This window comes from Gemmobacter serpentinus, from assembly GCF_008973825.1.
GTDB classification, from domain to species: Bacteria; Pseudomonadota; Alphaproteobacteria; order Rhodobacterales; family Rhodobacteraceae; genus Gemmobacter; species Gemmobacter serpentinus.
In genome coordinates this window covers 1-13,699 of record NZ_WCHR01000023.1, presented here as the reverse complement: position 1 = coordinate 13,699, position 13,699 = coordinate 1, and the positions used below count along the sequence as shown (strand labels likewise).

Here is a 13,699-nt window from a genome sequence, read left to right as displayed (position 1 = left end):
ACGCTGTCTCCAGCCATGCAAATACCAGTGCCGGGCTGCCCCGGCGATCATCATACAGGGGCTCAGGGCACCTGCTGGCCGCTGGCCATCGCGGCGGTTGCCGCGAACCATGGCAGCGGATCGACCGGCGTGCCACCCTGACGCAGCTCCACATAGAGCGTTTCCGTATCCCTTGCGCCACCGCCATCCTGTGCAGAGACAAGGAATTCTTCCATACCCGGCTCACCGCCCCCCATCAGACCCAGCGGTGCGCCTTCGCCCACAACCTCGCCCACATCGCCATAGACGGTTTGCATCCCGGCGAGAATGAGAAGATATCCGGCCCCCGGCTCCAGGATAATCACGTTTCCGAAATCCAGCAGTGGCCCGCGATAGCGGATGGTGCCCGACCATGGCGCAGTGACCAGAGCTTGCTTGCGGGTGGCCAGCACCATGCCAGGGCGGCGCACGCCTGCGGCATCGGCCTCCTCGGGGCGACGCAGCAGGGTGCCCTGCACCGGCAGTTGCAGCTTGCCATGGCCAAAGCCGAAATCCTCGATCCCCTCGGATTCGATATCGTTCAGCGCAAGCCCCGCGGCAAAGGCATCCAGCGTGTCGGCACTTTCCAGCAGGCCCTTCAGCACCTCAGGGTCTTCGGTAAAGCGGCGCGGCAATTCGGTGCGATCCGATATCGCCTGACTGAGCGCGGTGCGCGCGGCCTGCGCCACGCGCAGCCCTTCGGCCAGCGTCTTGCCTGCGGCGGTCTGCAACTGGCGCAGGTCGCGGACCTCGGCCAGTTGTTTGCCCAAAGCCTCGGCCTCGGCCTGAAGCGCGGGGGTGACATCGGCGATCATGATACCTGACCGCACGGTGCCGACCGGCCCGGTCGGATGCAGCAGCAACAGGGGGGCAGGGTCGCTTTCCAGCTGGCTCAGAACCCCCACCAGTTGCGCCACGCGGTCGCGCTTGGCCTGAAACTGCATCAGCAGCGTGGCCTCGCGGATCGAGGCTTGGCGCAGGCTTTCGCGCAGCGCCGTCAGCCCCTGTTCATAGGCGGTGATCGTCTGGGTCAGGGCGCGGATGCGATCCTTGCCCTGTCGCGCCTGATCCAGTGCCTTCACCGCGGCCTGAAGATTGACGGCCGCGGTTTGCGCCTGTTCGGCGACCGTCGCGGCCATCGCGCCGGTGGTCCCGCCCAAGGCCGTTGCAAAGCCAAGGCCCAGGCACAGCGTCAAGGCAGCGGCAAAGGGGGCGCGGCGGATCAACATCAGGCGATCAGGCTTTTCCCGGTCATCTCTGCCGGTTGCGGCAGAGCCATCAGTTGCAGCAGCGTGGGGGCCAGATCGGCCAGCCTTCCACCCGTGCGCAGGCGCGCCCCGGCCGGTCCACCAACAAGGATCACCGGCACCGGATTGGTGGTATGCGCGGTATGCGGCCCGCCGGTCACCGGATCGACCATGGTTTCGCAATTGCCGTGATCGGCGGTGACGATCATCGCGCCGCCCGCAGCCTCCAGCGCGACAAGGGCACGGCCAAGCCCGTCATCCACCGCCTCGCAGGCCTTGATCGCGGCCTCAAGGCTGCCAGTATGGCCAACCATATCGGGATTGGCGAAGTTCACCACGATCAGGTCATAGCCATGGCGGATCGCGCCGACCAGTTGCTCGGCCACCTCCGGTTCGCTCATCTCGGGTTGCAGGTCATAGGTCGCCACTTTCGGCGATTTCGGCATGAAACGATCCTCGCCGGGCGAGGGGGCCTCTTTGCCGCCATTCAGGAAGAAGGTGACATGGGGATATTTCTCGGTCTCGGCCAGCCGGAACTGGCTGCGGCCATGGCTGGCCACCCATTCGCCCAGAGTGTTCACGATTTCCTGCTTGGGATAGGCGCTGGCCATGAAGCCGTTGTGATGGGTGGAATAGTCCACCATGCCCAGCAGGGCGGCCCAGACCGGCCGCGCGCCGGTGTCGAACTCGGTAAAGCCTGCATCGCCCACCGCCAACAGGATCTCGCGGGCGCGGTCGGCGCGGAAGTTCAGGCAGAAGAAGCCATCGCCATCACGGGCACCTGCAAAGCCGCCGATCACGGCGGGCTGGATGAACTCATCGGTTTCCGCTCGCGCATAGGCGCGCTCCACCGCCTCCACAGCGGTGCTGGCTGCCTCGCCATCGCCACGCATCATGGCGTTGAAGGCACGGCTGACGCGCTCCCAGCGGTTGTCACGGTCCATCGCCCAATAGCGGCCGATCACGGTGCCGATGCGGACGCTTTCGGGCAGCAGATCCTGCAATTGCTGGACATAACCAAGTGCCGAACTGGGGGCGACATCGCGCCCGTCGGTGATCGCGTGCAGGACGACCGGCACGCCTGCGGCTGCAATCGCGCGGCAGGCGGCGACGACATGCAGCATATGGCCATGCACGCCGCCATCTGAGACCACGCCCATCAGATGCGCGGTGCCGTTTGAGGCCTGCAGGGCCGCTATGAAACGCAAAAGCGCGGCATTCTGAAAAAAGCTGCCATCCTCGATCGCAAGATCAATCTGGCCCAGATCCATCGCCACCACCCGGCCTGCGCCGATATTGGTATGGCCCACCTCGGAATTGCCCATCTGCCCGGTGGGCAGCCCCACATCCGGCCCATGGGTGGTCAACAATCCATGCGGGCAATTGGCCCAGATCCGGTCGAAATTCGGGGTATGGGCCAGGGCGGGCGCATTGGCGGCTCTGTCTTCGCGATAGCCCCAGCCATCCAGAATGCACAGCACTACGGGTTTCGGGGTGGTCATGCGCGGCCCTTTCCTTGTCTGATTGCGGTTTTACGCTGCCCCGCGCGGGCGCGCAACGGGCGGCTTTCGCGGGGGGCTGTTCGGTGCAGGCGGTGGAGCGCGCGACCAGATCCGGCCCCTGTTTTCTTGCAATCGTTGACCGGAGGCGGGCAGGGCGCTAAATGCCGCGCAAGGGCCATGGCCCGCGGTTGCCCGGAAGACAAGCCGGGATTTGTGATTGGAGTGGGTGAAATGGTTACCGTGACCGCGCAACGCGCCGTGAACTTCACGAAGCTGAGCTTTCCAGATGCCGATGCACTGAGGATCTTTGATTATATCAGCGCGGGGGCCGTGTCGCTCAGCAGCGGCGGCAGTCTGCTTCTGACCCTGCGGGGTCCGTTCACCAATACCCGCGACAATGATCTGGTGCGCGGCCTCAGCATCAGTGACGCCGATGACCGCCAGCTTGTGAAGATCAGTGGCCTTGGCAATCTGCGCGAAAATGCGCTGATGGATCTGTTCGGCAATGGCAAGGCCGCCAGCGTGTTGCCCAAGCTGTTTGCCAAGGCTGATACGATGGTTCTGTCTGCGGGCGGTGACCGCGCGCTTGGCTATGGCGGCAATGATGTGATCCGCGGCGCGGGTGGCAATGACACGCTCAGCGGTGGCGCGGGCAATGACCGGCTGTTTGGTGAAACCGGCAATGACCGGCTGATCGGGGACGCGGGCAATGACCGGCTGTTTGGCGGCAAGGGCAATGACCAGCTGACCGGCGGGGCAGGGGCAGATCAGTTCCACTTTGGCCGGGCCGATGGGCGCGACCGCATCACCGATTTTGAGCAGGGTCAGGATCTTCTGGTGTTCAAGGGCGCGACCAGGATGGGCGATCTGGCGTTGAAGCAGATGGGCGATGATCTGCGCATCACCCATGGCAGCACGGTGGTCTTCGTCGAGGATGCCCGGCTGCGCGACTTCAGCGCCGACGACTTCCTGTTCTGATCCGCAATCTGGCGGATCTTAAATCCGGCTCTTATGCCCGGTGATAGGGCGATCCGGCAAGGATCGAGGCCGCGCGGTAAAGCTGTTCGGCGAGCATGACCCGCACCAGCATATGCGGCCAGACCATCTTGCCAAAGCTGATCGAGGCATCGGCGCGCGCCCGCAGCCCGGGTGCGATGCCATCGGCCCCGCCGATCACAAAGGCCAGATCCTGCCGCCCGCCATCGCGCCACCGCGCCAGCATCTCGGCAAATTCGGGGCTGGAGACCAGCTTGCCGCGCTCATCCAGCGTGACCAGCATCGCGCCCGACGGGATCGCGCGTTCGAGCAGGGGGGCCTCGGCCTCCATGCCGCCGCCCTTGCGATCCTCGATCTCGTGTTCGGAAAAGGGGCCAAGCGCCAGGGCGCGGCCGGTGCGGTCAAATCGCGTGACGTAATCGTCAATCAGGTCGCGCTCGGGGCCGGAACGCAGCCGGCCCACCGCGCAAAGATGGACCCGCATCAGGCCTTGGCGCTGCGCTGCTGATCGGCGGGCAGCCACATTTTCTCAAGCTGGTAGAATTCGCGCACTTCGGGGCGGAAGACATGCACGATCACATCGGCGGTGTCGATCAGCACCCAGTCGCCGGTCTCTTTGCCTTCGATCTTGCTGAGGCGCCCGAAAGCGGTCTTCAGCCGGTCCATCAGCTTTTCGGAGATGGCCGCGACCTGACGCGACGACCGGCCCGAGCAGATCACCATGTAATCGGCCATCTCAGAGCGGCCGCGCAGGTCGATTTTCACGATATCCTCGGCCTTGTCATCCTCGAGCGAGGCGATGACGGCTTCGAGAAGCACTTCGCTTGACGGGTCGGCATCGGTCATCCGCGCGGCCCTCGGTCCGACCGGAAGCCCGGTCGCAGGATCAGAATGAGACAGGACATCGTCCTCCAGATAGCGCGCCCAATGCCCCGACGCAGGGGGAACCCGGATAGGGTAGCACCGACACGGCTCCGACTCAATCTCGGGGCGCGCGTGCCTGTGCAATGCAAGGCGTGGGCCTTACAGGTTTTGCGCGGCATCGGCAAGGCGGGGCCGGGCGAAAGGCGGGGGAATCCGTCGGGAAACTGCACCGGATCGGGCCCCTTGCCGCAGATTCACCTTCGGCCTGCCGCAGCCATGGGCGCAATCGGGGCGATCGATCCTTGCCTGCAAGGGGATTCGGGCGTATCTAGACCTTATGCACGGGTTCATCTACTTCAACATCACCGATCATGCGCGGCTTCCGGCCCGCTTTTTCGGCATGACCCGCACCGCCCTCGCGCGACTTTGACGCTTAAGCGCCCGCGATTTTTCGTCGAAAAATCGTGGCCTCCGTCGATCTCGCCGCGCCGCATATCGCCCGAGATACCCACAGCTATCCCAAAGATGAAGGTGAGAGCCATGACCGCTCCGCGTACGCTTTATGACAAGATCTGGGACGACCATGTCGTCCATCAGGCCGAGGACGGCACCTGCCTGCTCTATATCGACCGCCATCTGGTCCATGAAGTGACCAGTCCGCAGGCCTTTGAAGGTCTGCGCATGACGGGCCGCAAGGTGCGCGCCCCGGAAAAGACCATTGCCGTGCCGGACCATAACGTTCCGACCACGCTGGACCGCGCCAAGGGCATCGAGAACGAGGAATCGCGCATCCAGGTCGAGGCGCTCGACAAGAATGCCCGCGATTTCGGCGTGAACTATTATCCGGTCTCGGATGTGCGTCAGGGCATCGTGCATATCGTGGGCCCCGAACAGGGCTGGACCCTGCCGGGCATGACCGTGGTCTGTGGTGACAGCCACACCGCGACCCATGGTGCCTTCGGCTCGTTGGCGCACGGGATCGGCACGTCAGAGGTGGAGCATGTTCTGGCGACCCAGACGCTGATCCAGCAGAAGTCGAAGAATATGAAGGTGGAGATCACCGGGTCCTTGCGCCCCGGTGTCACCGCCAAGGACATCACCCTGTCCGTGATCGGTGCCACCGGCACCGCAGGCGGCACCGGCTATGTCATCGAATATTGCGGTCAGGCGATCCGCGAATTGTCGATGGAAGGCCGGATGACCGTCTGCAACATGGCGATTGAGGGCGGTGCCCGCGCCGGTCTGATCGCCCCCGACGAGGTGACGTTTGCCTATGTCATGGGCCGGCCGCACGCGCCGAAAGGCGCGGCATGGGAGGCAGCACTTGCCTATTGGAAGACGCTGTTCACCGATGAGGGCGCGCATTTCGACAAGGTCGTGGTGCTGAAGGGCGAGGATATCGCCCCGGTCGTTACCTGGGGCACCAGCCCCGAAGACGTGCTGCCGATCACCGGCACCGTGCCCTCGCCCGAGGATTTCACGGGCGGCAAGGTCGAGGCCGCGCGCCGTTCGCTGGAATATATGGGTCTGACCCCCGGCCAGAAGCTGAGCGAAATCAAGATCGACACGGTCTTCATCGGCTCCTGCACCAATGGCCGGATCGAGGATCTGCGCGCGGCCGCCGCAATCCTGAAGGGCAAGAAGATCGTCCCCGGAATGCGGGCGATGGTCGTGCCGGGATCGGGCCTTGTGCGGGCGCAGGCCGAGGAAGAGGGGTTGGCCCAGATCTTCATCGATGCGGGCTTTGAATGGCGTCTGGCGGGCTGCTCCATGTGCCTTGCCATGAACCCCGACCAGTTGACCCCGGGTGAGCGTTGCGCCGCTACCTCGAACCGCAATTTCGAGGGCCGTCAGGGCCGCGGCGGGCGCACCCATCTGCTGTCGCCCGCAATGGCCGCAGCGGCCGCCGTCACCGGCCATCTGACCGATGTGCGGGAGCTGATGACGGAAAACGCGTGATGCAGGTGCTTGGCATTGATGGCTGCAAGGGAGGCTGGATCGGTTGCGTGACCGATCCGGATTTCAAGGCAGTTTCGGTGCTGAGCGATACCAGTTTGCAGCGCCTCATCGAGCGGGGCGCTGCGGCTTGGGTTGTTGTCGACATGCCGATCGGCCTGTCATCGACCCAATCCCCGCGCCCATGCGAGGTTGCGGTTGCGTCCTGGCTGAACGGGAAAAGGGCATCGGTGTTCAATACGCCGGTTCGGGCAGCCGTGGAGACGGCAGACTATACCGCTGCAATTCGCATCAATCTGGAGGCCTCAGGCAAGAGCATCCCTCCGATGTCATGGGCGATTGTGCCCAAGATTCGCGAGTTGGATGCGTTGGTTCGGTCCGTCAAGGGAACGCTTATCCGCGAGGGACATCCCGAGCTTTCGTTCGCATTGGCGCATGGCCACCCGATCCTTGCACCCAAGAAGTCTGCCCTCGGGGCCTGCACACGCATTGGGTGTCTTGCTCGGCATGGGTTGAAAATCGAGACATTCGACCTGTCTGAGCTGACACCTGTCGCGCAAACCGACGACCTTCTGGACGCGACAATCATGGCCTGGACGGCCGCGCGTCTTTCCAGGGCGCAACATCTATCATTCCCCGAGGCGGCAGCGTTCGACGCCTTTGGTCTCCCTATGCAAATGGTCGCCTGACCTTCCACAAGCGAGTAAGCCATGGACAAGTTCACCACCATCACCGGGATCGCGGCACCCATGCCGCTGGTCAATATCGATACCGATATGATCATCCCCAAGCAGTTCCTCAAAACCATCCAGCGTTCCGGCCTTGGCAAGAACCTGTTTGACGAGATGCGCTTTACGCAGGACGGGGCCGAGATTGCCGATTTCGTGCTGAACAAGCCGTCCTACCGCCAGGCCGAGATCATTGTCGCGGGCGACAATTTTGGCTGCGGTTCGTCGCGGGAACACGCGCCTTGGGCGCTGCTGGATTTCGGCATCCGCTGCGTGATCTCCACCAGCTTTGCCGATATCTTCTTCAACAACTGCTTCAAGAACGGCATCCTGCCCATCGTCATGCCGCAAGAAGTGGTCGATGTGCTGATGCAGGACGCCGAGCGTGGCGGCAATGCCCGGATGACCATCGATCTGGAAAACCAGACCGTCACCACCTCGGATGGGCAGAGCTTTGGCTTTGATGTCGATCCGTTCCGCAAGCATTGCCTGATCAACGGCTTGGACGATATCGGCCTGACGCTGGAAAAGGCGTCCAGCATCGACAGCTTCGAAAGCAAGACCAAGGGGCTGCGCCCCTGGGTCTGATCGCGTCGCGGTCAATCCGGCAGGGCAGGGGCATCTTGCGCCCAGACGGCCTTGCTTGATCGATAGGTCCGGGATCTGATTTCGCCACAACATCTTGTGCCGCCCCGTGCCCAACTGGCCGGGGCGGCCTTTTTTCAGCGCAATTTGATGCAATCTGGCGACAGTTTGGCCAAGGAAATGCCGCATTAACCAAGTGTTATATTCCAGACCATTGCGGCTGGGATCGAAAGAAGGCAAAACTTGGGCAAGATTGAGGCAGCCCGCCACAATGCGCGGGGATTTATCGGGAACAAGGTCCGGCAAAGCATCGGATCGGCTCGGATCGAGGAAGGCAAAGCTGTGGTTTCAAGACTGACAGGCGCCGCGTTGCGGGCGTTCTTTGTCATGGTGTTGATCGCCACACCCTCTGCGCTGTTGCCCGGCCTGGGGTCGGATGGCAAGCAGATGGTGGCGCTGATTGCGCTATTTGCGGCTGCGCTGACCTTCGCCGAATACAAGACCACCTATCCTGGCCTGGTCGAATTCCGCGATGCGCCGCCCTTCAACCGCATCCGCTTCATGATCCTGTTCATCACCGTCTTCTTCCTGACCGTGATCGAAAAGGCGCAGGTCACACCGACGACATTGTCGACGCTGTTCAATGCGCTTGGCATCATGGTGGGCAATGCGCTGGACTTTCCATATTCCCCGGTGCGCCTGGCCAAGCTGATGCTGGCCGATGACGCATCCGAGGCCCAGCAGATGGCGGTCGCCACAGCAGCGGGCATGGCCTATCTGATTTCGCTTCTGGGGCTTATGGTCTTTGTCTTGGTGCTCAAGCTGCAAAGCTGGCCCAATCAGGTTGGCGGGTTCAATGTCTGGGTCAATCTTCCGACCTTTGACCCGACCGCAAGCGGTGATATCGTGACCCGATTGGAGCGCGACGCCCGTCTGAACGTGGCGTTCGGGTTCCTGTTGCCCTTCCTGATCCCGGCCGTGGTGAAGATCGGCTCGGCTGGGTTCGAGCCGCTGACGCTGACCTCACCGCAAACCCTGATCTGGACGATGACGGCATGGTCCTTCCTTCCCTGCAGCTTGCTGATGCGCGGCATCGCGATGAGCAAGATCGCGACGATGATCCGGGCCAAACGCCGCACCGAAGGGGTGGAGGAAGGCTCGGGCTATCTGCCCGCCTGAGACCGGCCCACCTGACACTGGCCCACCTGAAACTGGCCCGTATGATTTTGGCCTGTTGTGCGGCTCTGACGACGGCACCGGCGATGGCCGAGACGCTGCGCATCGCCACATGGAATGCCGATCTGACGCGCCGGGGGCCGGGGCTGCTATTGCAGGATCTGCGCCGCGAAAACATGCCGCAGATCGAGGCCTTCATGGCAGTCCTGCGGGAACTGGATGCCGATATCCTGCTGCTGACCGGGGTGGATTACGACACAAGGCAGCTGGCGCTTGCGGCATTGGTGGATCGGCTGGCAGCGGCGGGCCTGTCTTATCCCTATCATTATGCGCGCCCGCCCAATGCCGGATTGCCGACCGGGCTTGATCTGGATCGCAACGGGCGGCTCAATCAGGCGCGTGACGCCATGGGTTATGGCCGCTTTCAGGGGCAGGGTGGCATGGCGTTGCTGTCGCGTCTGCCGATCGTGACCGACGCGGCGCAGGATTACACCGATTTTCTATGGGCCGATCTGCCGGGCGCGCTTCTGCCGCCGGATATGACCGAGGTCGAGCGGGCGATGCAGCGCCTTTCTTCGGTGAATCACTGGCAGGTGCCGGTGCGGTTGCCGAATGGGCAGAACATGGCGGTGATGGGATATGCCGCGACCCCGCCGGTTTTTGACGGACCCGAAGATCGCAATGGCCGCCGCAATCATGACGAATCCGCCTTCTGGCTGCGCCTGATGGAAGGGGCCTTGCCTTACCCGCCCCCGGCGCCGCCCTTCGTGCTGCTGGGGGACGCCAATCTGGACCCCGAAGACGGCGACGGGCGGCCGGGTGCGATCCTGGCCTTGCTGCAGGGCGCCCATGTGCAGGACACGGCACCGCGGGGCAGCCATGGGCGGGCAGAGCCCGCGCATCGCGGTGACCCGGCCCTTGATACCGCGCTGTTCACCAATGGTGCGGGCGGGCTGCGGGTCGATTACGTCCTGCCATCGACCGGGTTGCGGGTGACGGATTCCGGCATTCTATGGCCAGCGCCGGGGCCAATGGCCGAGACGCTGGCGCAGGCATCGAACCATGCCCCGGTCTGGGTGGAGATCGATTTGCCCTGAAGGGCCGCGAAGGCACCTTGGCGGCTGCGGAAAATCCCCAACGCCGCTTGACCCAACTGCCCCCAGGGGCTAGGCCACCGGGCAAGCCTTTTGCAGTTCAGGGAGCCTCGAAGTGGCCAATCCTTCCATCCTTATCCTTGCCGGTGACGGCATCGGTCCCGAAGTCATGGCCGAGGTGAAAAAGATCATCGGCTGGTATGACGCAAAGCGCGGCATCACCTTCGATGTCAGCGAAGACCTCGTGGGCGGTTGCGCCTATGACAAGCATGGCACGCCGCTGCATGACGACACCATGGCCAAGGCACAAGAGGTGGACGCCGTTCTGCTGGGGGCCGTGGGCGGCCCGAAATATGACACGCTTGATTTCAGCGTGAAGCCCGAGCGCGGCTTGCTGCGTCTGCGCAAGGAGATGGATCTTTATTCCAACCTGCGCCCGGCCCAATGCTTTGATGCGCTGGCCGATTTTTCCAGCCTGAAGAGAGAGGTCGTCGGTGGCCTCGATATCGTCATCGTGCGCGAACTGACCTCGGGCATCTATTTCGGCGAGCCGCGTGGCATCTTCACCGAAGGCAATGAGCGCGTGGGCATCAACACCCAGCGTTACACGGAATCCGAGATCGCCCGCGTCGCGCGTTCGGCTTTCGAGCTTGCACGCCGTCGCAGCAACAAGGTCTGCTCGATGGAGAAGGCCAATGTGATGGAATCCGGCATCCTGTGGCGTCAGGTCGTGCAGGAAATCCATGACAAGGAATATCCCGATGTCGAGCTGTCGCATATGTACGCCGATGCGGGCGCGATGCAGCTGTGCCGCTGGCCCAAGCAGTTCGACGTGATCGTGACCGACAACCTGTTCGGCGATCTGCTGTCGGATGCGGCAGCAATGCTGACCGGCTCGCTTGGGATGCTGCCTTCGGCAAGCCTTGGCGCGCCGATGGCCAACGGTCGCCCGAAGGCACTGTATGAGCCGGTGCATGGCTCGGCACCCGATATTGCCGGTCAGGGCAAGGCCAACCCGATTGCCTGTGTGTTGTCCTTCGCAATGGCGCTGCGCTATTCGTTCGACCTTGGTGACGAGGCCGAGCGTCTTGAGAAAGCGGTAGAGAAGGTGCTGGCGGATGGCTATCGCACGGCTGATCTGATGGGGCCCGAAGGCGGCACCCCGATCTCGACCGCTGCCATGGGTGATGCGATCGTGGCGGCGCTGGACGCAAGCCTCTGAGAGAAACGGCCCTTCAATACAAAGGCCCGCCATTTTGGCGGGCCTCTTGCGTTTGCTGCTCTCATCCGCTGACAGGGTGCCGTCTGACAGGGCGCGGGATGCGTTTTCCTAGCTGGCCAGATGGCGCAGGCCTTGCGTCACATCGCTGCGGATCGCAAGGCGCAGGCCCGGCTCGTCGCCCGCCCGCAAGGCGGCAAGGATCAGCCGGTGGTGATGCGGCGGCTCGTTCCGGCGCAGCCGGGAATAGAGCGCGCGCATCGTTGGCCCCAGTTGCAGCCAGACCGTTTCCAGAATGGCCAGCATCGCCGGAGCCTGCGCCCGCAGATAAAGCGTGCGGTGAAACTCCAGATTGGTGCGAATATAAGCGACCGAATCCTGCCGTGCCACGGCCTCGGCATTGGCTGCATTGATCGCGGTCAGCCGGTCGATCAGCGCGAAATGCGCGCGGGGCAGGGCGCGGCTGGCAAGCTCCGGCTCCAGCAAGGCGCGGATCGAGGCCAGTTCCTCGATCCGTTCCGAGGTGAGTTCGGGGGTGGCGACCCGCCCCGATGACGAAAGCGTCAGCGCACCTTCGGCCACCAGCCGGCGCACCGCTTCACGCGCAGGGGTCATCGACACGCCGAATTGCTTGCCAAGACCACGCAGGGTCAAGGCCTGGCCAGGGGCCAGTTCGCCATGCATGACCTGTTGGCGCAGGCTACGGTAAAGCCGTTCATGGGTGGCGGTATCTGCGGGGGGGCGCGCGGGCTTCATGCCGGGCAGCGAAACACCCGGCGCAGGCGGGGGTCAAGGCCCATCTGGCGCGCGGCTGATCTGGGTGACGTCATTTTGGCGCGCCGCGATTTTGGCGCGTTGTCAATTTGAGGCACTGTCAAATCGGATCGCGTGCAGCGCCTGTCCCTTGGCCTTCAACCAGCGGCGCGGCACCTCGTAATCGGGCATCAGCCGCGCCACCTCGGCCCAGAAGGCGGGGGAGTGGTTCATCTGCGCCAGATGCGCCACCTCATGGGCGCAAACATAATCCAGCACCTGTGGCGGGGCCATGATCAGCCGCCAGCTATACATCAGCCGCCCGTCATGGGTGCAACTGCCCCAACGCGACCGGGTGTCGCGCAGGCTGAGGCTGGTATAGGGCCGCCCCAGCAACGTCGCGTAATGATCGGAGGCGGCCGCCAGCCGATCCCGCGCCAGTGTTTTCAGAAACGCGGCGAGCCGCCGCCCCAGTTGCGCCGGATCCCCCGGCACCAGCAACGCCTCGGCCTCCAGCTTCGGGGCCCTTCCGGTGCCCGGAAGCAGGCGGCGTGCCACCCCTTCCACCGGCAGGCTGCCGCCGAACGCGGGCAGATCCTCGGGCGGCACCGCGATCAGCGCGCGGCGCAGCCAGGCCTCTTGCGCGCGGGCAAAGGCCAGGGCATCGGCCTCGCGCGCGCGTGTCGGAATCGACAGCGTTACCCGTCCGTCCAGCCGTGAAACCCGCAACGAAAAGCGCCGCGCCCGCGCCGAACGGCGCAGCGTGATCTCGATGGGCATCTGCCCCGGAAGCGAGGGGGGAAGGATCGGCATATTGGTCCTTGCGAAAGCCTGGCCAGAATAGCCGGATGAGCGCGCCCCGCAAGGCACACGAAAAGGCTTTGACAGGGCGCGTGGCCTGTGGCATGGGCCAGCATTCGCGGGCCAAGCTGCCCGATTCCGGCCCATACGGGGCCTTGAACTCAGGGAATCACCATGCCCAATGCTGAATGGGGGACGAAGCGCCTCTGCCCGACCACCGGCAAACGCTTCTATGACCTGAACCGCAGCCCGATCGTCAGCCCCTATACCGGCGAGATCGTGGATATCGAAAGCGCGCGCCGCAAGATGGCCGCCGCGGTCATCTCGCGCAATGTGCCCGAGAAGGATGATGACGTTCTGGTCGACGATCTGGACACCGATGAAGATCTGCTGGCAGGCGGCGTCAGCGACGATGCCGATATGGAAGACGATCTGCTGGAAGATGACAGCGACGACAATGTCTCGCTTGACGAGCTGACCGATGTGGCCGGCGATGAGGAAGACGTCTGATAGATTCCCGCCCCGGCCCGTCTTGCGGCCGGGGCGCGCGATCAACCCGGCGCATGTCTTGGACATGAAGGGGCACTTCCTTTTCCATGCGCAGCGTGCACCCGGCTTTCGGCGCGACGCACCAGATTTCCTTTGACAGCCTCGGCCCCGATGCGCTCATCGGCTCATCGGCTCATCGGCTCATCGGCTCATCGGCTCATCGGCTCATCGGCTCATCGGCTCATCGGCTCATCGGCTCATCGGCTCATCG

14 protein-coding genes are annotated in these 13,699 nt (G+C 63.8%); 8 read left to right on the top strand and 6 right to left on the bottom strand.

Annotation, left to right across the window (positions count from 1 at the left end; all coding sequences use genetic code 11):
* Positions 1–62: 62 nt before the first annotated feature.
* The gene (locus tag GBJ34_RS14775) at positions 63–1,247 is read right to left on the bottom strand and encodes a murein hydrolase activator EnvC family protein (RefSeq protein ID WP_151719990.1); all 1,185 of its coding nucleotides are present in this window, start codon (positions 1,245–1,247) and stop codon (positions 63–65) included.
* On the bottom strand, positions 1,247–2,767 hold the full coding sequence (gene gpmI / locus GBJ34_RS14770; RefSeq protein ID WP_151719989.1) for a 2,3-bisphosphoglycerate-independent phosphoglycerate mutase: 1,521 nt from the start codon (positions 2,765–2,767) through the stop codon (positions 1,247–1,249). Before gpmI ends, GBJ34_RS14775 begins: the two co-directional genes overlap by 1 nt.
* Positions 2,768–2,998: 231 nt before the next feature.
* On the opposite strand from gpmI, the gene GBJ34_RS20600 reads away from it, so the two are divergent.
* Positions 2,999–3,745: a calcium-binding protein gene (locus tag GBJ34_RS20600; RefSeq protein ID WP_226341199.1), complete on the top strand. Its 747-nt coding sequence runs from the start codon at positions 2,999–3,001 to the stop codon at positions 3,743–3,745.
* A gap of 31 nt (positions 3,746–3,776) precedes the next feature.
* On the opposite strand, the gene rlmH is transcribed toward GBJ34_RS20600, so the two are convergent.
* Entirely contained in the window at positions 3,777–4,247 is a 471-nt protein-coding gene (rlmH, locus tag GBJ34_RS14760; RefSeq protein ID WP_151719988.1) for a 23S rRNA (pseudouridine(1915)-N(3))-methyltransferase RlmH, read from the bottom strand.
* Positions 4,247–4,609: a ribosome silencing factor gene (gene rsfS / locus GBJ34_RS14755; RefSeq protein ID WP_151719987.1), complete on the bottom strand. Its 363-nt coding sequence runs from the start codon at positions 4,607–4,609 to the stop codon at positions 4,247–4,249. The genes rlmH and rsfS overlap by 1 nt, the downstream gene beginning before the upstream one ends.
* A 558-nt stretch (positions 4,610–5,167) precedes the next feature.
* Between rsfS and leuC the strand changes: the two genes are divergently transcribed.
* The 6 genes from leuC (at position 5,168) to leuB (ending at position 11,388) form a co-directional block, all read left to right on the top strand.
* Positions 5,168–6,586, top strand: coding sequence for a 3-isopropylmalate dehydratase large subunit (leuC, locus tag GBJ34_RS14750; RefSeq protein ID WP_151719986.1), 1,419 nt, complete (start codon positions 5,168–5,170; stop codon positions 6,584–6,586).
* On the top strand, positions 6,586–7,272 hold the full coding sequence (locus GBJ34_RS14745; protein WP_151719985.1) for a DUF429 domain-containing protein: 687 nt from the start codon (positions 6,586–6,588) through the stop codon (positions 7,270–7,272). The genes leuC and GBJ34_RS14745 overlap by 1 nt, the downstream gene beginning before the upstream one ends.
* A gap of 21 nt (positions 7,273–7,293) precedes the next feature.
* Positions 7,294–7,899 (top strand): 3-isopropylmalate dehydratase small subunit, encoded by a 606-nt coding sequence (gene leuD, locus GBJ34_RS14740; protein ID WP_151719984.1) that lies wholly within the window; start codon positions 7,294–7,296, stop codon positions 7,897–7,899.
* A 384-nt stretch (positions 7,900–8,283) separates the two neighbouring features.
* Positions 8,284–9,075 (top strand): hypothetical protein, encoded by a 792-nt coding sequence (locus GBJ34_RS14735; RefSeq protein ID WP_226341200.1) that lies wholly within the window; start codon positions 8,284–8,286, stop codon positions 9,073–9,075.
* A gap of 83 nt (positions 9,076–9,158) precedes the next feature.
* Positions 9,159–10,169 carry an endonuclease/exonuclease/phosphatase family protein gene (locus GBJ34_RS14730; protein WP_151719983.1) on the top strand — a complete coding sequence of 337 codons (1,011 nt, stop codon included), beginning with the start codon at positions 9,159–9,161 and terminating at the stop codon, positions 10,167–10,169.
* Between the two features lie 112 nt (positions 10,170–10,281).
* Positions 10,282–11,388: a 3-isopropylmalate dehydrogenase gene (gene leuB, locus GBJ34_RS14725; protein WP_151719982.1), complete on the top strand. Its 1,107-nt coding sequence runs from the start codon at positions 10,282–10,284 to the stop codon at positions 11,386–11,388.
* Positions 11,389–11,496: 108 nt separating this feature from the next.
* On the opposite strand, the gene GBJ34_RS14720 is transcribed toward leuB, so the two are convergent.
* Positions 11,497–12,141 carry a GntR family transcriptional regulator gene (locus GBJ34_RS14720; protein ID WP_151719981.1) on the bottom strand — a complete coding sequence of 215 codons (645 nt, stop codon included), beginning with the start codon at positions 12,139–12,141 and terminating at the stop codon, positions 11,497–11,499.
* Between the two features lie 102 nt (positions 12,142–12,243).
* Positions 12,244–12,951 (bottom strand): M48 family metallopeptidase, encoded by a 708-nt coding sequence (locus GBJ34_RS14715; protein WP_151719980.1) that lies wholly within the window; start codon positions 12,949–12,951, stop codon positions 12,244–12,246.
* Between the two features lie 162 nt (positions 12,952–13,113).
* On the opposite strand from GBJ34_RS14715, the gene GBJ34_RS14710 reads away from it, so the two are divergent.
* Positions 13,114–13,449: a TIGR02300 family protein gene (locus GBJ34_RS14710; protein ID WP_151719979.1), complete on the top strand. Its 336-nt coding sequence runs from the start codon at positions 13,114–13,116 to the stop codon at positions 13,447–13,449.
* Positions 13,450–13,699 lie beyond the last annotated feature (250 nt).

Coding starts and splice junctions, on each gene's coding strand:
- GBJ34_RS14775 (WP_151719990.1), bottom strand. CDS start 1,247: ATGTTGATCCGCCGCGCCCCCTTTGCCGCTGCCTTGACGCTGTGCCTG.
- gpmI (WP_151719989.1), bottom strand. CDS start 2,767: ATGACCACCCCGAAACCCGTAGTGCTGTGCATTCTGGATGGCTGGGGC.
- GBJ34_RS20600 (WP_226341199.1), top strand. CDS start 2,999: ATGGTTACCGTGACCGCGCAACGCGCCGTGAACTTCACGAAGCTGAGC.
- rlmH (WP_151719988.1), bottom strand. CDS start 4,247: ATGCGGGTCCATCTTTGCGCGGTGGGCCGGCTGCGTTCCGGCCCCGAG.
- rsfS (WP_151719987.1), bottom strand. CDS start 4,609: ATGACCGATGCCGACCCGTCAAGCGAAGTGCTTCTCGAAGCCGTCATC.
- leuC (WP_151719986.1), top strand. CDS start 5,168: ATGACCGCTCCGCGTACGCTTTATGACAAGATCTGGGACGACCATGTC.
- GBJ34_RS14745 (WP_151719985.1), top strand. CDS start 6,586: ATGCAGGTGCTTGGCATTGATGGCTGCAAGGGAGGCTGGATCGGTTGC.
- leuD (WP_151719984.1), top strand. CDS start 7,294: ATGGACAAGTTCACCACCATCACCGGGATCGCGGCACCCATGCCGCTG.
- GBJ34_RS14735 (WP_226341200.1), top strand. CDS start 8,284: ATGGTGTTGATCGCCACACCCTCTGCGCTGTTGCCCGGCCTGGGGTCG.
- GBJ34_RS14730 (WP_151719983.1), top strand. CDS start 9,159: ATGGCCGAGACGCTGCGCATCGCCACATGGAATGCCGATCTGACGCGC.
- GBJ34_RS14720 (WP_151719981.1), bottom strand. CDS start 12,141: ATGAAGCCCGCGCGCCCCCCCGCAGATACCGCCACCCATGAACGGCTT.
- GBJ34_RS14715 (WP_151719980.1), bottom strand. CDS start 12,951: ATGCCGATCCTTCCCCCCTCGCTTCCGGGGCAGATGCCCATCGAGATC.
- GBJ34_RS14710 (WP_151719979.1), top strand. CDS start 13,114: ATGCCCAATGCTGAATGGGGGACGAAGCGCCTCTGCCCGACCACCGGC.